The organism is Clostridium sp. OS1-26, assembly GCF_030915445.1.
Classification (GTDB): domain Bacteria; phylum Bacillota; class Clostridia; order Clostridiales; family Clostridiaceae; genus Clostridium_AM.
Window position 1 is genome coordinate 3,386,379 of sequence record NZ_CP133264.1, and the last position, 22,336, is coordinate 3,408,714.

Here is a 22,336-nt window from a genome sequence, read left to right on the forward strand (position 1 = left end):
AAATTACTACAGAACATGAGAATGTAAATTTATATATTAACTTTAGAAGGGATAGGCAAGCAATGTTTAAAAAATTTAATATCTACAAAGGGTTACCGAAAGGTGTATACATATTGTTTTTAGTTCAGGTAGTAAATAGATTTGGAGATTTTGTGCTGCCATTTATGACGTTATTTTTGACGAAAAAACTAGGATTGTCTTTCCAGATAGTTGGAATAATTGTTATGATCGAATCTATTCTCAGTATACCTGGGGCTATAGCAGGAGGTAAATTCGCAGATCAAATTGGAAGAAAAAAGACCTATATTTTTGCTCAGACAACAGCGGCTTTAGCACTAATACCCTGTGCCTTTATAACCAATCCATATGCTATTGTTTCTTTTCTTTTGACCTCAACTTTTTTTAATGGGGCTGTTAGACCACCTTTAAATGCAATAATTGCGGATGTTTTGCCTCCAGATAGGAGACAGGCTGGCTATTCACTTCAATATTTGGGTATAAATTTGGGAGTATCCATTGGCCCTATTGTAGCAGGCTTCTTATTTAATAATTTTCTCCCTATGCTTTTTATAGGTGATGCATTAACATCATTAACAGCAGTGATTCTATTTGTTGTATATATAGATGAAACTAAGCCGTCAAATGTAATAGAAACGGCTGCTTCAAAAGAAAAAGCAGAGGCAGGTAATGTTTTCCAAGTTCTTTTAAGACGCCCACAGATTTTAATATTTCTAATTATCTACATCATATACAGTGTCGTATACACGCAGCATAGATTTTCTTTACCTTTGATGTTAGACAATGTCTATATGGGAAATGGAGCAGAAAAGTTTGGGCTTCTAATGAGTGTAAATGCTTGTACAGTTATTTTTCTAACTGTATTTATTACCAGCTTTACACGGAAACTGCATGCCCTGCCCAATATGATAATAGCAGGAGTGCTTTATGCTGTTGGGTTTGGTATGATTGGAATAGTAAGGTCTTTTCCTTTATTTATTCTATCAACGGTACTATGGACAATCGGTGAAATATTAACTGTTACAAATTTTGGAGTGTATGTGGCTAACAATAGTCCTGCTAATTATAGAGCTAGATTCAGTGCAGTTGGAAACCTGAGTTGGGCCACAGGAGCTGCTCTTGGAACATCACTTATGGGAAAATATATAGATTTATCAGGAATTGCTGCTGTTTGGCCATTAACCTTTATATTGTCTTGTATTGCTGTTTTCTTTATGATGATGCTTTACATGTATTCATATAAAAAGGGAAGTTTATAAGCCGTTATCCAGGGTCGTAGCGCCACTTATCCCCAACTTTAAGAAAAGCAGAGAACCCAAATCTTTGATTTGGTGTGAATCGCTTTCACAGAGTGCAAGCAGAGAACCCAAATCTTAAGTAGATATCCCAAATCTATGATTTGGTGATAGTCACTTACACAGAGTGCTGATTTGGTGTGAGTCGCTTTCACAGAGTGCGTTGGGGTGTTAGTGGCGATAGACATCGGATAAAACTAAATTTTTAATATATAAAATAAAGTGAAACTTATTTTTTAATACATAAGATATTTCCTTGGAAATGTCACATCATTACTCTAATGATGTGTTCTATAATTTTATTATCCTTCATATAAATAAGTTCATTATTGGATAACTTCTACCTTAAGCATATTAGTTGTGCCAGAATATTGAACAGGTACACCAGCAGCTACAATTATTAAATCGCCTTTTTTAATATAGTTAGCTTCCAGAGCTGTTTTTATAGATTCTTCTATTAATTCGTCTGTAGAACCAACATTTCTTGATAATATAGGGATTACTCCCCAATTTAGAGCTAATCTTCTTGCCACTTTCTCATTTGGAGTGACGGCAATTATTTGACACTCTGGTCTGTGCTTTGATACTGTTTTAGCAGTATTTCCACTCTGAGTAGCAGTTATTATTGCTTTAGCATCAAGTTCTGCTGCAGTTAAACAGGTAGATAAGCTTATTGCATCAGCCACATTAGCTAAAGTTGATTTCTTATGTTGATCTAAGCAAGAAGCATAATTTATTTTACTTTCAGCTGTCTGTGCTATTTTTGCCATAGTTTGAGCAGCTTCAACAGGGTATTTACCATTTGCGCTTTCTCCACTAAGCATTATGGCGTCAGTTCCATCCAAAATAGCATTGGCTATATCGGAGGCTTCGGCTCTTGTCGGTCTAGGATTTCTTATCATAGAATCAAGCATCTGAGTAGCTGTTATAACTGCTTTTCCTGCTTTATTACATTTTTCTATTATCATTTTCTGAATTATAGGAACTTGTTCTATAGGAATTTCTACCCCCATATCACCTCTAGCTACCATTATTCCATCGGAGAATTTGATAATTTCGTCAATGTTTTTTATGCCTTCGTGACTTTCAATCTTTGAAAATATTTGAATGTATTCATCACTGTTTGCTTCTAATATTTTTCTTACCGATAAGACATCAGTTGCCTTCCTTATATAGGAGGCAGCTACCATATCTACATTCATTTGACATCCAAATATTAAATCTTCCTTATCTTTATCTGTTACAGCAGGGACATTTATTGAAACATTAGGCACGTTTACTCCCTTATGATTTCCTATGAAACCTGTATTGTCGGCTATGCAGTGAATTTTATTTCCCTCTATAGATTCGATAGTTAATTCTAAAAGCCCATCGTCTACTAAAAGCTTATTACCAACAGTAACATCTTTATACAGGTCTCTATAACTAATTGAACAGTGAGTCTTATCCCCAAGAACTTCATCACCACAGATTATAGTAAACTTTGATCCTTTTTGTAATTCTACTTTATCATCTTTAAAATTATGGGTTCTTATTTTTGGACCTTTTATATCCATCATAATAGCTACATATTTATTATATTTTTGTCTTAGTTTTTTTATAAGCTCCATTTTCTCTTTATGTTCTTCATGAGTACCATGGGAAAAATTAAGTCTTGCTGCGCTCATTCCTGCTTCAATTAATTTTGATAAAATTTCCTCGCTCTCACTGGCTGGGCCAATAGTAAAAACCATTTTAGTTTTTTGCATACTAATAATCCCCTTACACATTTTAAATTTTAACTAGGATTATTATTGCACAGAGAGTTATATTTTAAACCTATAAGGCATTTGAAAGAGTGACAAACGTTGATTTATGAAAAGCAAAATGTTATTTAAGTTTAACTAAAACAACTCTTAATTATAATTTGTAAAAAATACCCTTAAAAAAATCTATTTCAATTTAATACCATAGCATAAGGTCTGTGTGCCAAATCCGGATGTGTATACTCAAGGTATGTCAAAACCGGCAGTGATTATAGATCTTTTCATTCTAGAAATAGAAAAAATAATTGATAAAACCTAGTATAAAAAAATTTTTTGATTTTTTGGAGCGAAAAATAATGTTTAAGCGTCTATATTTATGAAGACTTAAAAGTTAAATCTAGGAGGTTTAAACATGAATAGGAAAAATATATTAATACTGGCGTTAATCTTTGCAAGTGTCTCAGCAGCACCTGCAAATCTAGTAAAAGCCAAAGAAATCAAGCCTGAGGTTACATCCACAGTGATCTGTGGAACTACAACTCCTGCTCAGGGAATTACTACAAACAAACTAAAACCATATGTATTAAATGAAAAAGAAGTTCAAACTGTATTAGGAAACTTTTCAAAGGAAATTGAAAACTTAAAACATCATGAGGGGTATTATGTTTTCGACAATGCAAAATATGGTATAAAAGATTCTGAGGTTTATGTAATGATTTCGCTAGGAGAGAGGAATACAACTGGATATGGGATTAAAATACTTTCAGCTGAGGATATAGAAGGGATTTCTAAAATTACTATTCAAGAGACAAAACCATCAACGGGTACGATGGTAGGAGAGGCAATAACTTATCCATATGTAATTGTAAAATTTGCACAGGGGACTCCGCATGTGAATGTCGTAACAGATAAGGGTACAGAGTTACCTTCATTAGTAAACTCATCAGAACTGGGAAGCAAAGACTGGAAAAATCTAAAACCTTGTTGGGATGTTCCAGAAGGCAAGGAATGGCTTATTACTTTTAAAAAAGATATTTCTAAGACAGAGGTTAATGACAATACAATCTATGTTAGAGACAGTAGCGGAGATAAGATACCAGTAAAACTTGTTATTGGAGAAAATAACAAAACAGTAAAAGTGATACCAACAGAAAAATATGCATTAGGGCAAACCTACTATTTATTTATTTCCTGACAAAGTTTATTCACAAAAAGATTTAGATAATAACAAAAAAGGATATCGTATGTCCTTTAGTATTAAAGGCAATGTAACAGTAGGAGATTCTGTAAATCAGGAAGCGAATTCTTGTGTGGTACCAAGCAGAATAGGAAACGCACCTATTTTTGATACTAGTACAAATCAACAAGTAGGAGTTATTTCAAAGGGTTTTTCAATCAATTTAAATGATATTAGAGATGGTAAGGTATACTTTTCTCTTCCGGTAACTGAAGGTAAAGGTAATGATATTCAGAAGCAGTACTATGTGCCAATAAAATATTTAGATAAAGCTTATAAGGAGCCCTTTGCTGTTCCTTCGATCATTTCTACTGATATGATCAAAATAAAAGAGAATGCATCTATTTATACTATTGACAATGGTACTAAGCAATTAATAATGAAGACTTCAAAGAATATTGGGCCTATGCATTATATAATGAAAACTGAAAATGGGTATCAATTTGTACTAGCAAATAATGTTGTTTATGTTCAACCTGAAGATGTTGAACTTATAAAAGAATAGAAGGAGTGATAAATTTGAAAAGTATTAACTTACTAAAGGCAAAATGGTCATTTGTATTTATGTCTGTAGCTACGTTTCTTTTCTTGATGGCAATAGTTCCAACTGCAAATTACAAGGTATTAGCAGCAGAAGATAAAATGGCAGCAAGAACAATAAATGTTAATGGAGATGGTGAAGTAAGTGTGGCACCAGATATTGCATATGTTACACTAGGAGTAACTACAGAAAAGAGCAGTGTAGGCGAAGCTCAGAAAAGCAATTCAGATACTATGAATAATGTTATTGCCGCTATTAAAAAGGCTGGAGTGGCAAGTGAGAATATTAAAACATCTAATTACTCTATTAGTCCTAAATATAATTATGAGGATAAGACAGGAAACAGCACAATTGTTGGGTACACAGTTACAAGTACTTTAAGTGTTACAGTTAAAAATATAAGTTCAGTTGGAAGTATAGTTGATACAGCTATATCAAATGGAGCAAATAACTCTAATGGAATAGCTTTTGGAGTTAGTGATTATGGGAAATATTACAATATGGCTCTAACGAATGCTATATCAAATGCAAAAGCTAAAGCACAAGTAATAGCAGGTTGTATAGATGTTAAATTATCAAATCCAGTGAAAATAACAGAGAACTCAAGTGGTGTTCCTGTTGAATATCCAGTTTTATATAATTCAATTGCAAAGAACAGTTCTGCAGGACAAGGCATGACTGTGGAAGCAGGCACTTATAAAATAAAAGCTAATGTTAGCTTGGTTTATGAGTATTAAAACTAATTTTTATATTGTATAAAATTTAGACAAGCTTATCTGGGATGAGAAAAGAGAGGTTAACAAATATAGACAGGGTAGAGAAAAAAATCTCTACCCTGTTTCGTTGTTTATTCTTTTGAAAATAAAGGAAAGTGGCATTATTTTATAGAATGTATATATTTAAAGAATTTTTTAGGGAGGGCAATGTACTGTAAAACCTTGTTATGAAAAATACGGTTTTACCTATGTTGGAACAGGATATCATCCTTGGAGTCGAAGTTCTCGAATTTATGTAACAGATTTATAGCATAATAAGAGTAAATTGAATTTAATATAATTCAAAGTTTTATATATTGTAAACAATTGGAGGAAAATGATTATGACAATAGCCGTATATGCAGGTTCTTTTGATCCATTTACTATAGGACATCTTCAGGTTCTTACAGAAGCGAGTTATCTATTTGATAAAGTAATAGTTGCCATAGCCAATAATGCCGATAAAAAACGTAGAATTGATTCTCAATTAACTCTTAGAGCTATTGAAGACACAGTTTCAAAATTGAGCTATGGTAATAAAATTGAGGTTATTAGATTTCAAGGTCTTATAGCGGACTTAGCTAACGAGAATAAAGCTGATTATCTAATTAGAGGTATCAGAAATGGAAGTGATTATGAATATGAAGAAAATCTAGCAAGGATTAACGAATCCTTTGGATTAAAAACCATATATATAAGGGCTGGCAGCTTAAGTCACGTAAGCTCTTCAATGGTTATGGAGCTTTATAAGTATGGTCGTGATATATCTTCATATGTACCACCATCTGTGCTAGAAGTAATAAGTGAGAATTGTGATGTGATTTATAAAAATTGAAGGATGGTAAAGGAGAGTAGGTTGTGTATAAAAATATTATATTTGATTTAGGAAATGTATTACTGGACTTTAGACCAGAGGAATATCTAAAGACAAAGATTGCAGAAGTTGATAAAGTTTCAGAGGTACATAAAGAATTGTTTCAAAGCGAAGAGTGGGTAATGCTAGATAGAGGAACACTTACTGAAGAAGAGGCTAAGAGTATTATAATTAAGAACAGCAATAAAAATGGGCACTTGATAAAACTCGCTTTTGAAAATTGGTATGAGCTTCTTACACCTATCGAAGACTCGGTTAAGGTTTTGAAAGAATTAAAAGATGAAAAATATAAGGTTTATTTTCTATCTAATTTTCATTTGCTAGCATTTGAATATGTAACTAAGAGGTATGACTTTTTTAATTTTTTCGATGGTGGAATTGTTTCTTATAAGGAAAAACTACTAAAGCCTGAAGATGGCATTTATAAAAGAATAATAGAGGAGTACCAGATAAAGCCTGAAGAATCGATTTTCATAGATGATTCGAAGGGCAATATTGAAGGTGCCAGAAAACTTAATTTTGAAACTATACTTTTTAAAAACTCTAAGGATTTAAGAGAAAAATTAAAAACTTATAATGTTTTATAGTACAGATAGGAGACTAATTGAGGAATTTTTTTATTTAAGATTTATTAATTATAATTATTTTTATTTGGAGGATAAAAAATGAAATATGTAGTAAATATAATTTTATTCGAACAATTTGAAACACTAGATGTGTTTGGACCTGTTGAAATATTTGGATGTTTACCTGATATATTTAAGTTGAATTTTATTTCTCTTAATGGAAAAACTGTTTCAAGTACTCAAAATGTAAAAGTAGAAACCAATAAATATGAGAAGAAAAATGACGAGAATACTATTACATTTATTCCAGGGGGTATGGGCACAAGGGAGAAAATCAATGATAAAAACCTAATCAACTTTATAAAGGATATTGCAGCAGAATCAGAATATATCATGAGTGTTTGCACAGGGTCAGCACTATTGGCTAAAACAGGATTATTAGATGGTAAAAAAGCAACTACAAACAAAAGAGCCTTTGATTGGGTGGTATCGCAAGGCAAAGATGTGATATGGATAAGCAAATCAAGATGGGTAAGTGATGGTAATATTTTTACATCTTCAGGGGTTTCTGCTGGGATTGATATGACTTTAGGTTTTATATCAGAATTACTAGGAAAAGAAAAAGCAAAAGAAATTAGTAATAGAATTGAATATAAGTGGAATGAGGACAAGGAGTGGGATCCATTTGCTGAATTATACGGGTTAGCATAATACTATCAAGAGATATGAAATGAACCAAAGTACTTTAAAGTATAACTTAATTTTTAATTGACTGTTAGAGTACAGGATAGTTCTAAAATGTAAAAAATGGAGGATTTTATTTGAGAGAACATATTACGATAAGTGAACTTGCGAGATTGATGAATGTTTCTACTCATCAAATAAGATATTTTGAAGAAAAAGAGGTTCTTCTACCCTATAGGATTGATGAAAATGGGTACAGATTATATGGTTTAAATGAGATCTATAAGCTGGCCAACATACTGCTTTTAAGAAAGTTCAACCTTCCCGTTAACAGTATTAAAATGTGTTTTAATAATTATGCAATTGGGGATTATACGCAGTTATTAAATACTTCTGTAGATTGTATCAATGAGCAGATAAACAATCTTATAGCATTAAGAGATTTTACTATGAGTATAATTGAAAAAATAAATATGATTGATATTTCAAAGGATAAATATATTGTAAAAGATATTAAAGAGCGTAATCTCAAACAAATTTTCAAAATGAATTATCAAACACCATTTTCAGCTAAGCAATTCTATGACATTATGAGTGAATCTAGCAAAACATTAAGTCTATATGAAACTGATATCATCAATCTCTATGACAATACCAATGTGTATATATGTATAGGAGAGGATGGGAAAAATTCTGGTACTAGCCATAAACTAGTTGCAGGAGAGTATCTGTGTTATGAGTTCCTTGCGGAGAGTGATGAGGAGTTTGAAAAACAAATTAATAAATTTTTTAAATATGCAAAAGTGAATAATATAAATATTAAAGGGAATCTCGTTGCTATAGAAAATTCCATGATTTCAATTTTTTATAACAATGGAATATACTATGAACTTCAAATGATTATTGAAAAAATAGTTTAAATTTAGAGCTGTAGCCTCAAGCTACAGCTTTGGTAAAAAAAATTTTAACTTTGTGCATTTTAGTGAAAAATGAGTGATGAGTAATACAATGAAGCCAATGATCATAGCCACATAATCTGTCATTTGATTTGCACCTAAGAGCAAAATACTCCACCCAAATATTATCCATTGAATGATGTAAACTCCTGTAACATTTTTGCTCCAGAAATAAATTGTATCTAAGAGTTTGTCAAATCCTTTTTTTCTTAGTTTTGTAACAAAACAATCAGATAGTGGTAACCATAAAAATATAAAGCTCATCATTAAGAAATGAATACTTAACCCACTTCTATAGTAATCACCTATCGGGAAGAATGAAATTGTTGCAATGCCTATTGTACCTAAAAATAAACTACCTAAAACAAGCTTTTTCTTTATCTGCTTTTCTAAGGTTTGCTTTTGAAGGTGTTTACTTAAATACATACCTAAAAGAAAATATACTGCCCATGGAAATAGTGGGAAATCAGTATTTTTATTAGCACCCCATAGCGGGTCAAAAATGAAAACATGACCTTGAAATCCCCACAAATATGGTGATACAAGTAATATGATTAGGATTACTGTTGGCAGTATATATAAGTTATCGGCATACTTTTTAAAAGCAGAGAAAAATATAAGTGATAATCCTGTTAATTGAAAAATATCTACTAAAAATAATAGAGATACAGGACCTTGTCCAGGATTATAAGAACCTCCGGCTAAAAGTAAAGGAAAGGTAAACCTTATTAAATTGAGGACATATCCAAAGGCAAATAATTTACAGCCACGTATTATATTTTCTTTTATACTCTTTTTTGATTGCATAAAGAAAATACCCATAATAAGTATAAACACAGGTGCGGCAGGTGCTGTTCCTAAGCAAATAAAAACATTACCTAAAAGAGTATTACCTTCTCCAGCTGTTTTTTCATGCATAATTATTGCATGCTGCATAATCATAAAAAAGACAGCTAGTCCTCTAGCAAAATCTAAATAAAAAATACGTTTTGAATTTGAATAGTTAACAGAATTATTCTCCATAAAAAACCTCCAAAATTATATTAATTTCTAATGAAACTTGTTATAAAGACAATATACACCTTAGGTCTGACCTAAGGTCAATAGAGATTTTGATTATTTTCAAAAAGGTATAAACCTCAACAATCATATAATTAAGTCTAGTAAATTAAGAAATTTTATTAATCAACTTATAAAGAAATAGGAGGTAAATATGAAAGATTATATTATAAGAGAAGGAAATAGTGAGGATGCAGATTTAATTGTGGATAGAATAGTTGAATACAATTTATCCAAAGTCCCTCTTAAACAACAAGTTCCTTTTTTATGGATCAATAGAGTTATTGAAGATACAAATGGAGAAATTATTGCAGGAATACTTAGTAAGATGTATTGTTGGAATTGTGCATATATAGATGTTTTATGGATAAAAGAAGAGAATAGAAAAGATGGATTAGGGTCAAAACTCTTAAAAGAAGTTGAAAAAATAGCTAAGGACAAAGGCTGCCATTTAATTCATTTAGATACCTTTGATTTTCAGGCAAAGGATTTTTATATTAAACATGGATATGAGGTTTTTGGAATACTAGATGAGTGCCCACAGGGGCATAAAAGATATTATATGAAAAAAATTATATAATTTTCAATTATAAGTAAGCTCTTTAAGGCTATCTATTTAATGTGTTTTATGTTGTAAACATGTTAAGTAAATAGCTACTTTATTTTATCACAATAATACTTGTAATTATAATTATGTTTGTGTATAATATGTTTAACAATCGTAAGATATAATTTACGAAATGCGTTTTAACATTTATCTACTAACAGGAGGTTTTACATATGAATCTGAATCCAGTGATTGCAGAAAATCTTAAGCGATTGAGATTAGAAAGAAATTTAAGCTTAGGACAATTGGCTGAACTGTCTGAGGTAAGTAAAGTAATGCTTTCTCAGATTGAAAAAGGGGATACAAATCCGACAATCAATACCATTTGGAAAATTGCGAAAGGCTTAAATGTTCCATATACTGTATTAATTGATAAACATGAAAATGACACTTTTGTAATTAAAAAGTCAGAAGCTAAAGAACAAGCTAGTGAAGATGGAGCATATCGTGTTTATTGCTACTATGGAAATACACCACATAGAAATTTTGAATTGTTTTTACTTGAATTGGATTCAGGTGCAACTTATACTTCTGTTGGTCATTCCGAAAAGTCACAGGAGTACATCACTGTTCTTGAAGGGGAACTTGTATTAACAACAAACAACGAGGATTATTTATTGAAAAGAGAAGATTCTATTTGCTTTTTGTCAGCAACTTCTCATATCTATAAAAGTTGCGGAAAAACTACTCTTAAGGCAATGGTTGTAAATTTTTATCCAATTTAGCAGTAAAGGAGATATACAATGAAAAATGCAAAAGTAAGGCTTGTAGTTGGAATGCTTATATTCGGAAGTCTTGGACTATTTATTAGAAATATAGATTTGCCTTCTAGTATGATTGCATTGGCAAGAGGAATAATAGGAAGCATATTTTTATTGGTAGCAAGTTATATAACAAGACAAAAGATATCTTGGAAAGCGATTAAAGCCAATTTGTTCCTGTTAATAGTATCTGGAGCTGCCATGGGTATCAATTGGATTTTTTTATTTCAAGCATACAAATATACTACAATATCGAAAGCTACTTTATGTTATTACTTTGCTCCTGTACTTATCATGTTTTTATCTCCATTTATCTTGAAAGAAAAACTAAATGCAATAAAGATTATGTGCATCATAGGTGCTATGACAGGTATGTTCTTAATAGTGGGATTTGAAAGTGGTACAGCAGAAAAAAATCAATTGTTGGGCATTGGATATGGTCTTGCAGCGGCAATTCTTTATACAAGTGTAATCATAACAAATAAATTTATAAGGAATTTATCGGGAATAGAAAGTGCCATGATACAACTTGCTATAGCTGCGGTGGTTTTATTACCTTATATACTTGCTACCGAAAAAATACGATTTACAGAATTGAATTTTAAATCTACTTTATTACTTTTGGCTGTAGGTATCATACATACGGGAATAAGTTATTTTCTATATTTTTCTGCGATACCCAAACTGAAAGGACAGACAATAGCAGTATTTAGTTATATTGATCCTATATCAGCAATAGTTATGTCTAGTATATTTTTAGGAGAAAAAATGACAGTGATACAGTTGATGGGCGGTATTCTGATATTAGGAACAACTTTTATTAATGAGTTATCTGTAAAAGAGCTTGATGTGAATGAAGGAATAGTACATGAATAGTAAGGGTATAAAAATTTTATGGATAATGCAAGAAATGAATACCTTGCTTATACAGAAGAATTTAATAATTTTAAATAAATTTTTATTATTATAAATTTTAAGGAGGAAGAAAAATGAGTGAATTAATATTCCAAAATGACAGTTATGTAAAAAGCTTTGATTGCAAAGTTATTAAGGTAGATATGGAGGAAAATGCCGTTGTTTTGGATAGAACAGCATTTTATCCAGGGGGAGGAGGTCAGCCATGTGATAATGGAGTACTGGAAACCGCTATAGATAAATATATTGTTAAAAAGGTTAAGAAAAAAGGTTCTGATATATATCATTATATTGATGGTGATCTTCCTAAAGTTGATGAAATTTGTACTGGAAAATTAGACTGGGAACATAGATATAAGCTAATGAGAACTCACACTGCTATGCATATTTTATGCGGTGTTGTATGGAGAGACTACAAAGCTCAGGTAACTGGTGGAGATATGGATTGTCTCAAAGGTAGGCTGGATTTCGAGTTCGAAAATTTTGACAAGGAATTAGTTGATGAAATAGAAATAAAAATCAATGAAGAAGTAAAATCTGCAAGAAATATTAGCGTAAATATCCTTGAAAGAGAAGAAGCTTTTAAAATTCCAGATTTAATAAGAACAAAAATAAATCTTCTTCCAGAAGGCATCAAAGAGATAAGAACTGTTGAGATTGAAGGCCTAGATCTTCAAGCAGATGGAGGAACTCATGTAAAAAATACTGAAGAAGTTGGGAAAATAAAAATAGTAGAATATAAAAGCAAAGGAAAAATCAATAAAAGAATATATATTGAATTAGAAGATTTAAAGTAACAAAGAAAATTAAAATAAAAAATAACTATATTGAAAAGTGTGCTATAATCTCCATATAAAACTAAATGTAAATTTGAAAGAGTTAAGAGTATTTATATTATGAAGTATGGAGGATTATAATGAAAAATGCAATATATGTAATTACAGGTGTTATGGCGGTGGGAAAATCCACTGTTTCTGAAATTTTAGCAACTAATCTTGAAAAAGGTGTTCATGTTCGAGGTGATATTTTTAGAAAAATGATTATAAACGGTAGAGAAGAGATGAGTGAAAATCCAAGTAAGGAAGCTTTAAAACAGCTTGATATGAGATATAATATCACTGCAAATGTGGTGAAAGAATATTTTGGTAATGATTTCAATGTTGTTGTACAGGATAACTATTTAGGAGAAAAACTTTCGTACTTTATAGATCTTTTAAAGGGTTATCCAATATATGTTATTGTGCTTTGTCCAGATATAAAAACTATTGAGCAGCGAGAAGCAAGCAGAGGGAAAAAGGGATATGTTGGTTTTAAAGTAGAAAATTTATATAATGTCTTTATGGAGACGACGCCTAAGATAGGGCTTTGGCTAGACACATCTAAAATGTCACCTGAGGATACTGTTGCAGAAATTTTAAAAAGAGTTAATGCTGAGGCTAAAGTATAGATAAAGAATAGAGATAACAATTAAACTAATAATGCTATGTGAATTTTATTTATATAGCAGGAAGGGGGATATTAGTGGATAGAGTTCAGGGATTTGATACAACAGTGGAAACGCCAGATAATAAGGATTATATTATAGAAAAGGGAACAGTAAATGATGTAGATGATCTGGAAAACTTATATAATGATTTAAATGATTATTTAGAATCAGGCATAAATTATCCGGGTTGGGCAAAAGGAATATATCCAATTAGAGAAACTGCTGTTACCGGAATTCAAGATAATAATTTATTTGTATTAAAAATGAATGATGAAATAGCAGGTTCTATAATACTAAATCATAAACCAGAAGCTGCATACTCTCAAGTAACTTGGGGGATTGAAGCTGACTATAAAGACATTATCGTAATACATACGCTTGTTGTTCATCCAAAGTATATGAAGAGCGGTGTTGGTAAAAAATTAATGAATTTTGCAAAAAAATATAGCTTTGAACAAGGAATTAAAACAATTCGGTTAGATGTTTCTATTCACAACACACCTGCAATATCATTGTACGAAAAATGTGGATACAAATATGTGGAAACTGTTGATTTAGGCCTAAATATCCCAGATTTAATTTGGTTTAAACTGTATGAATTGATTTTGTAGATATAAAAATAAATTATGAAAATATTTTTAAAAACGTAGATTAAAGTAGAGTAACCTGCTTCGATCTACGTTTTACTTATTCAATACAATCTTTAGATGAAAATATAAAATCAAAGAAGCTAGATGTCTTTTTTGTTATTGGAAAATAAAGTTCTGGAGTATCATCTGTAATTGGTTTAAATTCATAGCCTTTATCTTTATAATAGCTGATTATTTTAGGCAATGCTTTACAGGTATTCTTATGCATATAATCACAATGCATAAGTAATATTATACTGGACATTTCTTCGCTATTCTTTGTTGCTTGCCTATATAATTTATCAGGAGGGGTTTTGGGCTTTACTCCATCTATAGTTTCCATATTCCAATCATATATTTTAAAGTTACAACTATGAAGTTTATTAAGATAGGATTCAGTAAGATGCTTTCGGCTGCCTCCAGGGAACCTGATTATATTGGGAGAAATTCCAACTACTTCATTGATTTTTTCACGACACTGTATCATTTCTTTTATAAATGTGTTTTTATTAGAATAGATGTGTTTAAATTTATGTGTGTAAGTGTGTAACCCAATACTATGTCCTTCACTGTGAATTCTTTTTACCGTATCTTCTAAACCATCTATTTGATTTCCAATAAGAAAAAAAGTAGCTTTTACATCATTTTCTTTTAAAATATCTAATATTTTATTTGTCACAATACTAGGTCCATCATCAAAGGTTAAATATATCACTTTTTTTCCTTGATTTAGATGCTTTTGATAGGTTGCTAAATCTCCAATTGGCTTTATAGTATTTTGCATTTCCATACTTTTTACATTTTTGTTAAAGCATAAAATCATAAAGAATATGGTTATAAGATGCGTAAAAAGTTTCAATTTGCTTTTCAATTTCTTATCCTCCAATGCAATTTGCAAGGTTAAGTTGTCTTAATTTATTATTGCTATTTTATAAATATTTAATAGCTAGTAAATTTTACAAGTATATATGTTTTTGGTTAATGGCAACCTTTTTGTCTGTAAAATATTACACATATAATTTATACTTTTACCATAGTTAGATTGTGTTAAAATGAATACAAATCACCTTTGAAGGAGAATATTAAATGTTTAGTGATTTTATAAAGCATTATAATATAATACGGACAATACTTAGAGATCTATTTCTTTATGGATGTTTTTCTAGAGAAGAACTAGAAGGGAAAAGAAAAATTAGTTCAAGAAAAATAAGCTATGAAATTAGAAGAATACAACAGTATATAGAAGAAGAGTACATAAGAATTGATAGAGATGGAAGGTACAAGCTTCTAGCTTTAACTTATGATTCTATAAGAAACACAGAAAATTTTTTAGTAAAAACATATATGACAAAAAGCTTTACTCGCACGGATCTAATATTATATTTTTGTCTTTTTGGGACTCTATATGCTCAGGATAAGCCATGCTGTTTTCGTGAGATAGAGGACACTTTAATAGAGGATGGATTAATATCTTATGACAACATAAGCAGTAAGACAATTGAGAGAAAGCTTAATGAAATGTGTACAAGTTTAGGGATTTTGGACTGTGAAACGGTAAAAAGAACAAAGCATTATAGTATATCTAGGGACATATTTGAAGTTTTCGACGATCAAGAGGTAATCGAGCTTCTTACAGCAGTTTCTCTGTTCAAAAATACGTTATTCCCTGTATCAGCAGGCTATTACTGTGAAGACAACCTAAAAGATTATATACTTTACGAAAGAAAAATAAAGCTTGATTTTGCAGATTATTTTCAATATAGAAACCTTCACTTTCATCCTGTTATAGAGGAAGAAATTTTATGGAAGTTATTGAATGCTATGCAGGAGAGAAAATGTATAAGACTTAATTATAAATTACCTCCAAATAGAAGTATAGATAATCCTAAAGAATTTCTAAGGCCTTTTAAGGTACGTTATGACATTCAATGTGGAAGATTTTACTTAGTTTCTTACGACAACCGTAATAAATGTGTAATATCAAGATTAGATAGAATTGAAGACATTGAAGTCTATAATAGCACCTATGAAGCTGAAGGTCTTAAAGAATTATATGAAAGAGATATGAAATATAGTTGGTCTAGTGTACCACTAGGTCAAGGGAAAAAAACTGAAAATATAAAAATCGAAATTATTATTGATGAGTCTAAGGAAAAATATATTATAGAAAAAATTCAAAGTGAGGTTCAAGAAGGTGCTATTGAGAGAATAGAAGAGGGACTCTACCATTTGACTATGACAGTTAATGACAGTGGAGAGATGGTTCCATGGATAAGAAGCTATTCAGGCTACATGAAGGTTATCCAAGGAAGACACCTTGCAAAAAGATTAACAGAAGACTGGAGGGAGATGCTTGAAAACTATGGAACTTTTTGATGAAGTAAAAAATAGGTATTTTCATATAGTATTTAGAGTGCTTAATGAATGCAAGGATGGGCTTTCTAAAAAAGATATTATTAAGTTAATAGATGACGAAGATTTTGAGGAGAAAATTATAGGAAAGGATAACAAAACTTTTGAGGGGCTACTTCTAAATGAATACGAGGATTATGAAAACTATAACCTACTTAAAGAAGAAAACGGATTGTTTTATCCCAAAGCTAAAGAGAGCAACAAAATATCTATACCTGTCAGGATTACAAATATAGAAAAGATTTGGCTTAAGTCTCTTCTTGATGAACCATTATTAAAATTAATATTAAGAGAGAATACAATAGCTAAACTTAAAGAGGAGCTAAAGGATATTGATAGTCCTTCATTAAGCGAGCTTATTGAAACAACTAATAAATCAAAACTACCTGAGATTTTAGACTTAAATCAATATGAGGCTAATTTCAAAGCGATGCTAAAAGCTATATTAGAAGAGAAGCCAATAAGATACTGCAATACCGATAGACTAGGAAACAAATATTGTGACATGGAATCTCTCCCTGTAAGATTAGAATACTCTCTTAAAGATGATAGATTCAGAGTTTCAATGTATTCATTAAATGACAACAGGCCTATAATGGCAAATCTTCATACTATGAGCAATATAGAAATAATAGAAAAGAAAAAGCTTTCTATAGACAGAGAAGGTGCAATAGAGCTTCTTCATAAGAGTAGATATTCAGAAGAGCCTATAATACTTGAGGTTACCGACAAAAAGATGGCAATGGAAAGATGTTTCATGAGTTTTTCAGGAATGGAAAGATCCTCAAGGTGTCTTGAAGAGGATAAGTATGAAATAAAGCTCTTTTATTACGTATTTGAGGAAGAAGAAATAATAAGAAAAATATTAACACTTGGTCCTTATGTAAAAGTTATATCCCCTCAAAGGATTGTAGACGAGGTGATTAAAAGAATAAGACGAGCAATTGAGCTCAATGATTGCAGGAAAACAAGAATGGGGGAGAACAATTTGATAGAATTAAAGGGAAAATATAACAGTGCAAAGGTATATACAGATAAGTTGGAGCCGGAGATTATTTCGCAGATAATTGAATTATGTAACCAGGAATTTTGTAAGGATAGTAAGATTGCAATAATGCCTGATACTCATGCAGGCAAGGGGTGCGTAATAGGTTTTACTGCAAACTTAGGAGATAAGGTTATACCTAATATAGTAGGTGTTGATATAGGCTGTGGTATGCTTACCGTAGAATTGGGGAAAATTGCAATAGATTTACGAAGTTTAGACGAAATTACTCGTAAATATGTGCCTTCAGGCATGAATGTCCATGAGGGAAGAATGATTAAGTTTCCAAAGCTTCAAGAATTGTATTGCTATAGAGAGTTAAAAGATACGAAAAGAATTGAAAGAAGTATAGGTACCTTAGGCGGAGGAAATCATTTTATTGAAATAGATATTGATGAGGAGAAAAATGCATATTTAGTTATTCATTCTGGCAGCAGAAATATTGGTAAGCAAGTAGCTGAGCACTATCAAAATCTTGCAGTGGATTTATGTGCTGGAAAAGAAGATTACTATATTCAAAGAGAAAATATCATAAGTGAGTATAAGAAAGAAGGTAAGAGGCGCCAAATTCAATCAGCCTTAAAGTCTTTAAAAGAAAAATACGATAAGCTATTACCTAGTTATCCAAAGGACTTATGCTTCTTAACAGGAAATTATAAGGAAAAGTACTTAAAGGATATGAATATTTGTCAAGAGTATGCTAATTTAAATAGAGAAACAATGGCTAATATAATATTGCAAAAGTTGCTTAATAAGAAATTAGAAGACTTTAAACATTTCCATACGATTCACAACTATATAAACTTTAAGGATGACATAATTCGAAAAGGCAGTATTTCTGCCTATGATGGAGAAGTGGTGCTAATCCCATTGAACATGAGAGATGGAAGCATATTAGCAGTTGGAAAGGGTAATCCTGACTGGAATTATTCTGCTCCACACGGTGCAGGCCGCTTAATGAGCAGAAGTAAGGCAAAGGAAAGTGTAAGCATTGAGGAGTATAAAAGATCTATGGAAGGCATTTATACTACTTCAGTAAACCAGGCAACTATTGATGAAGCACCTATGGCATATAAGCCTATGGAAGAAATAATCAATAATATTGAAGATACAGTAGAAATAATAAAAGTTATTAAACCAATTTATAACTTTAAAGCTGGAGAATAGTCGCAGGATTTTGTAATTATAAAAATAATATAGATTTGTGTGTTAAACAGCTTGGAAGAGAAGAAAACTTCTATATCCAAGTTGTTTTTTTATTCAAATTTACATGATATTAATAGACTTAAGTCCTTGTTAGTGCACTTTACATAGACAATTGGAAAAATAAGGAATATAATATAATTAAAAGAGAATGATTAATTCGCTTTTGTGAAAGGAGTAAATATGGTTCAGTATAAAAAAGATAATATTAAAGAAAAAATAGATTCTTCTGCCTTAAAAATCTTTGGAGAAAAAGGATATGAAAACACAAAAATTTCTAATATTTCAGTAGAAGCAAAGGTTTCAGTTGGAAATATATATCGCTATTATAAGAGTAAAGAAGAAATATTTTATTCAGTAGCTCCGGAGAGTGTATTGGAAAAATTGAAAAGTATTTTAATTAATAAAGTTATATTGGCGAAGAACAAGGAATTAAATGGAAGAGAATCAATCAGAAAGTTTCATCTTATTAATGAGGAGTTTATTGAGTATATGATCTTAAACAGAGAACAAGTTTTAGTAATGATTAATGGAAGCAAAGGTACAAGGTATGAAGGGGTAAAGGATGAAGTTATCAGTTATATGATAGAAAATGTTAAGGAACATTATTCAAAGGAAAGTAATGAGATTATTCATGATTCTATGAACTATGGCATTATTAAAATGATATATGAAAAACTGATTGAAATGATGATGCATATCTTAAAGGAGTCAAAGTCTCCTGAAGATATTAAGAAATCATGTGAAATTATAAATTCCTATCATTTGTTTGGGGTTATTAATTTATTTAAATAGTTTAAGAAAGATAAGAATATAAGCATAAGAACTCAATAAAAATGAAAGGGGAGCGGGAAAATGAATAGAAATTTGGTGTTAAATAGTAATCACCAAAGATTATTAAAGGCAGCACACCTTCTTTTGGTTGCAAGCGTATTTGGAGGACTAATTTCAATCTTAAGCCTTCTTTGGTTAAAACAGACTGGACATTTTGAGGGAAATACTTTTCCAATAGATTTGGGAATACTTAAGGTATTTACCTGGGGAGTAAATTATGCATTTTTAATTTTAATGATAACTGTATTTATATACGGAATATTTACGAAATGGGGATTCATTAAGTATAAGTGGATAATGTTGAAGTGGTTGCTTGTATTGGCTATGTTTATAATTACTTGGAGTGGATTTGGTCCTGCTGTTAGTGGAATGGCCTCTATATCAGATGCAGGTTTGAACAATTCCATTATGAAAAGTGAGTATTTAGAATTTCAAAACAAAGCATTGGTATTTGCAATTATCGAAGTAATAGGAATGGTAATGATTATCTTCATTTCTGTTTTTAAACCTTGGGGAGAAAGAAAAGTAAAAGAGCAGGTAAGACAAAAAACTATTATAATGCTTATACTGCCTTTAATTATAGTTGGAGTTGGATTTATGATTTCAAATACTATTAGTTTAAACAAAATTAGGAATATGCCTATAGGAAAAGTGAACCTCACAAAAATTAATGATGGGGTGTATCAAGGTGAAGCAAAAGTTGGCAGTTACGTGTATAAAGTAAAAGTAGAGGTTAAAAACCATAGAATTATTGATATTAAAGGGGTAGAGAATCGGAAAAGCGTATATGTAACCTATGCAGAAGGAGTATTCCGGAAGATAATTAAAGAGCAAAGTGCAGATGTAGATGCTGTTACTGGAGCAACTACTACTAGCAAGGCATTTATGAAAGCAGTGGAAAATGCTCTTAAACAATAGCATGAAAATTTCCTAACTAATTATTATCGCAAGCTTTTTGTCTGTAACTCATCATATAAATATCCTATACTGTAAATGTAAGGTTAAGGACAGTGCAGAAAAGAGTTACTTCTATTTTGGTATAATAAAGACCTCTTTTCGAATTTCTTCCTTAAATCAATAAAATAGGGTAGTGTATATTTGAGTTACTTCAATTAGTATGAAAGGTGTCGTCGGTTCGATTCCGATTTCATTCTCTTTGAGAATGAATAGCTCAGTTGGTAGAGCACTATATACTCAAATAGCTTTTCTCCCTATTTATATAAAAAAATAGAGGAGGGCTACAATGTCGAAGTTTAATGTTAAAAATAATATAAAAACAACAAATATATCATGGCATGAAGCCTATAAAATGAAGGATAAAGATAAGCTCCTTTCTCAAGTATTAACTAGCATGTTTAATGAAGATAAGTATTATGGAGATAATTCGCAAGATATTATAGAAACAGCTAAAAGGGTTATTGAAGCAGATCCAAAGTTTGTTGCAAACCTGTGTATTTATGCAAGAAAGGAAATGAATTTACGATCTGTATCTCATGCTTTAATTGGTGAATTGGCCAGGTCAAATATAGGAAAGAACTATGTAAGAAAGACCATTAACATGTCAGCTCTTAGAGTAGACGATATGACAGAAATATTAGCATATTACGTAAATTCTTATGGAAAGCCAATTCCTAATTCTATTAAAAAGGGAATTGCAGATGTGATTCTTGGCTTTGATGAATATCAATTGGCAAAGTATAATCGTAAAAATGAAGTAAAGCTTAAGGATATATTTTGTTTAACACATCCAAAAGCTAAAACTAATGAGCAAAATGATATGTTCAAAAGATTATTAGAAGATAAGCTTCAAACTCCTATAACTTGGGAAACTCAACTTTCAGCTAGGGGTAACAAAAAAGAGGTTTGGGAAGAATTAATTGAGAACAATAAACTTGGTTATATGGCTATGGTGCGTAACTTAAGAAATATAATTAAATCTGATGTAAAAAACATAAATAAAGTATATGAATTTCTATCTAATGAACAGAAAGTTTTAAATAATAGGCAACTGCCATTTAGATATTATTCTGCCTATAAAACCTTAAAAAGTGAAGGTATAGGAACTTCAAAAGTATTCGATTCATTAGAAATGGCTATAAAGCATTCTACAAAAAATATAAGTAAACTTTCAGGTAAAACTCTGATTTCAGCGGATGTATCTGGATCAATGAATATGCCAATAAGCAGAAAAAGCGAAATGACCTGTGCAGAGATTGCAGTGCTATTAATGTCTATAGCTAACTATATATGTGAGGAAACTATAACAACAACCTTTGATACAAGCCTTTATATGAATAGTCTATCAACTCAAAATCGAATAATTGCTAATGCTAATTCGATAAAGGTCAATGGCGGAGGCACAGATATTTCATTGCCTTTAAAATATCTACTTAAAAAGAAAATATTTGTAGATAGAATAATAATACTATCGGACAATGAAATAAACAGAGGTTATAGATCAGTATGTCAAACATATGTAGAGGAATATAAGCGATTGGTAAATCCAAAGGTTTGGGTACATGCCATAGATATGCAGGGCTATGGAACACAGCAATTCTCTGGTGATAATGTAAACATAATATCTGGTTGGAGTGAAAAAGTGCTTGATTTTATGAACTTAGCGGAACAAGGGATTGAAACTTTGAGGGATAAAATAGACGAGCACTATTTTAAAGAACAGGTATTAAGTGCTTGAAAAAGCTATAACTTGGGTA

General features: G+C 30.9%; 22 protein-coding genes and 1 pseudogene. 20 read left to right on the plus strand and 3 right to left on the minus strand.

Going from position 1 to position 22,336, the window contains the following annotated elements:
- Positions 1–62 precede the first annotated feature (62 nt).
- Entirely contained in the window at positions 63–1,277 is a 1,215-nt protein-coding gene (locus RCG18_RS16585; RefSeq protein ID WP_308037141.1) for an MFS transporter, read from the plus strand.
- 362 nt (positions 1,278–1,639) lie between these two features.
- Here the strand turns inward: RCG18_RS16585 and pyk are convergent, their stop codons facing one another.
- Positions 1,640–3,061 (minus strand): pyruvate kinase, encoded by a 1,422-nt coding sequence (pyk, locus tag RCG18_RS16590; protein ID WP_308037142.1) that lies wholly within the window; start codon positions 3,059–3,061, stop codon positions 1,640–1,642.
- A 409-nt stretch (positions 3,062–3,470) separates the two neighbouring features.
- On the opposite strand from pyk, the gene RCG18_RS16595 reads away from it, so the two are divergent.
- From RCG18_RS16595 to RCG18_RS16625, 7 genes are all read left to right on the plus strand, one after another.
- Positions 3,471–4,253 carry a protease complex subunit PrcB family protein gene (locus tag RCG18_RS16595; protein WP_308037143.1) on the plus strand — a complete coding sequence of 261 codons (783 nt, stop codon included), beginning with the start codon at positions 3,471–3,473 and terminating at the stop codon, positions 4,251–4,253.
- 49 nt (positions 4,254–4,302) lie between these two features.
- Entirely contained in the window at positions 4,303–4,800 is a 498-nt protein-coding gene (locus RCG18_RS16600; RefSeq protein WP_308037144.1) for a hypothetical protein, read from the plus strand.
- Positions 4,801–4,805: 5 nt separating this feature from the next.
- The gene (locus tag RCG18_RS16605; RefSeq protein WP_308037145.1) at positions 4,806–5,573 is read left to right on the plus strand and encodes an SIMPL domain-containing protein; all 768 of its coding nucleotides are present in this window, start codon (positions 4,806–4,808) and stop codon (positions 5,571–5,573) included.
- Positions 5,574–5,934: 361 nt separating this feature from the next.
- On the plus strand, positions 5,935–6,426 hold the full coding sequence (gene coaD, locus RCG18_RS16610; RefSeq protein ID WP_308037146.1) for a pantetheine-phosphate adenylyltransferase: 492 nt from the start codon (positions 5,935–5,937) through the stop codon (positions 6,424–6,426).
- Between the two features lie 23 nt (positions 6,427–6,449).
- Positions 6,450–7,052 (plus strand): HAD family phosphatase, encoded by a 603-nt coding sequence (locus RCG18_RS16615; protein ID WP_308037147.1) that lies wholly within the window; start codon positions 6,450–6,452, stop codon positions 7,050–7,052.
- 78 nt (positions 7,053–7,130) lie between these two features.
- The gene (locus RCG18_RS16620; RefSeq protein ID WP_308037148.1) at positions 7,131–7,742 is read left to right on the plus strand and encodes a DJ-1/PfpI family protein; all 612 of its coding nucleotides are present in this window, start codon (positions 7,131–7,133) and stop codon (positions 7,740–7,742) included.
- A 110-nt stretch (positions 7,743–7,852) separates the two neighbouring features.
- Entirely contained in the window at positions 7,853–8,635 is a 783-nt protein-coding gene (locus tag RCG18_RS16625; protein ID WP_308037149.1) for a MerR family transcriptional regulator, read from the plus strand.
- Between the two features lie 21 nt (positions 8,636–8,656).
- Here RCG18_RS16625 and RCG18_RS16630 read toward each other — a convergent pair whose 3' ends face one another.
- Positions 8,657–9,694: an acyltransferase family protein gene (locus tag RCG18_RS16630; protein ID WP_308037150.1), complete on the minus strand. Its 1,038-nt coding sequence runs from the start codon at positions 9,692–9,694 to the stop codon at positions 8,657–8,659.
- 190 nt (positions 9,695–9,884) lie between these two features.
- On the opposite strand from RCG18_RS16630, the gene RCG18_RS16635 reads away from it, so the two are divergent.
- The 6 genes from RCG18_RS16635 (at position 9,885) to RCG18_RS16660 (ending at position 14,110) form a co-directional block, all read left to right on the plus strand.
- Positions 9,885–10,310, plus strand: coding sequence for a GNAT family N-acetyltransferase (locus RCG18_RS16635; RefSeq protein WP_308037151.1), 426 nt, complete (start codon positions 9,885–9,887; stop codon positions 10,308–10,310).
- 200 nt (positions 10,311–10,510) lie between these two features.
- Positions 10,511–11,062, plus strand: coding sequence for an XRE family transcriptional regulator (locus tag RCG18_RS16640; RefSeq protein ID WP_308037152.1), 552 nt, complete (start codon positions 10,511–10,513; stop codon positions 11,060–11,062).
- A gap of 18 nt (positions 11,063–11,080) precedes the next feature.
- Complete coding sequence (locus tag RCG18_RS16645) at positions 11,081–11,974, plus strand: DMT family transporter (RefSeq protein ID WP_308037153.1); 894 nt, start codon at positions 11,081–11,083, stop codon at positions 11,972–11,974.
- A 113-nt stretch (positions 11,975–12,087) separates the two neighbouring features.
- A complete protein-coding gene (locus RCG18_RS16650; protein WP_308037154.1) occupies positions 12,088–12,810 on the plus strand; it encodes an alanyl-tRNA editing protein in 723 nt (240 codons plus the stop codon).
- Between the two features lie 119 nt (positions 12,811–12,929).
- Positions 12,930–13,460 carry an AAA family ATPase gene (locus tag RCG18_RS16655; protein WP_308037155.1) on the plus strand — a complete coding sequence of 177 codons (531 nt, stop codon included), beginning with the start codon at positions 12,930–12,932 and terminating at the stop codon, positions 13,458–13,460.
- 74 nt (positions 13,461–13,534) lie between these two features.
- On the plus strand, positions 13,535–14,110 hold the full coding sequence (locus RCG18_RS16660) for a GNAT family N-acetyltransferase (RefSeq protein ID WP_308037156.1): 576 nt from the start codon (positions 13,535–13,537) through the stop codon (positions 14,108–14,110).
- A gap of 76 nt (positions 14,111–14,186) precedes the next feature.
- Here RCG18_RS16660 and RCG18_RS16665 read toward each other — a convergent pair whose 3' ends face one another.
- Positions 14,187–14,999 carry a polysaccharide deacetylase family protein gene (locus tag RCG18_RS16665; RefSeq protein WP_374118915.1) on the minus strand — a complete coding sequence of 271 codons (813 nt, stop codon included), beginning with the start codon at positions 14,997–14,999 and terminating at the stop codon, positions 14,187–14,189.
- 215 nt (positions 15,000–15,214) lie between these two features.
- Between RCG18_RS16665 and RCG18_RS16670 the strand changes: the two genes are divergently transcribed.
- From RCG18_RS16670 to RCG18_RS16695, 6 genes and pseudogenes are all read left to right on the plus strand, one after another.
- Entirely contained in the window at positions 15,215–16,504 is a 1,290-nt protein-coding gene (locus RCG18_RS16670) for a WYL domain-containing protein (RefSeq protein ID WP_308037157.1), read from the plus strand.
- Between the two features lie 466 nt (positions 16,505–16,970).
- A pseudogene (locus tag RCG18_RS16675) lies at positions 16,971–17,471 on the plus strand (WYL domain-containing protein); the annotation flags it as partial.
- Positions 17,472–17,528: 57 nt separating this feature from the next.
- Positions 17,529–18,752 carry an RtcB family protein gene (locus tag RCG18_RS16680; RefSeq protein WP_308042051.1) on the plus strand — a complete coding sequence of 408 codons (1,224 nt, stop codon included), beginning with the start codon at positions 17,529–17,531 and terminating at the stop codon, positions 18,750–18,752.
- A 204-nt stretch (positions 18,753–18,956) separates the two neighbouring features.
- Complete coding sequence (locus tag RCG18_RS16685) at positions 18,957–19,583, plus strand: TetR/AcrR family transcriptional regulator (RefSeq protein ID WP_308037158.1); 627 nt, start codon at positions 18,957–18,959, stop codon at positions 19,581–19,583.
- Between the two features lie 60 nt (positions 19,584–19,643).
- Positions 19,644–20,540, plus strand: a complete 897-nt coding sequence (locus tag RCG18_RS16690) for an FMN-binding protein (RefSeq protein WP_308037159.1) — start codon at positions 19,644–19,646, stop codon at positions 20,538–20,540.
- Positions 20,541–20,865: 325 nt separating this feature from the next.
- Positions 20,866–22,317, plus strand: coding sequence for a TROVE domain-containing protein (locus RCG18_RS16695; RefSeq protein WP_308037160.1), 1,452 nt, complete (start codon positions 20,866–20,868; stop codon positions 22,315–22,317).
- The last annotated feature ends 19 nt before the right edge of the window (positions 22,318–22,336 follow it).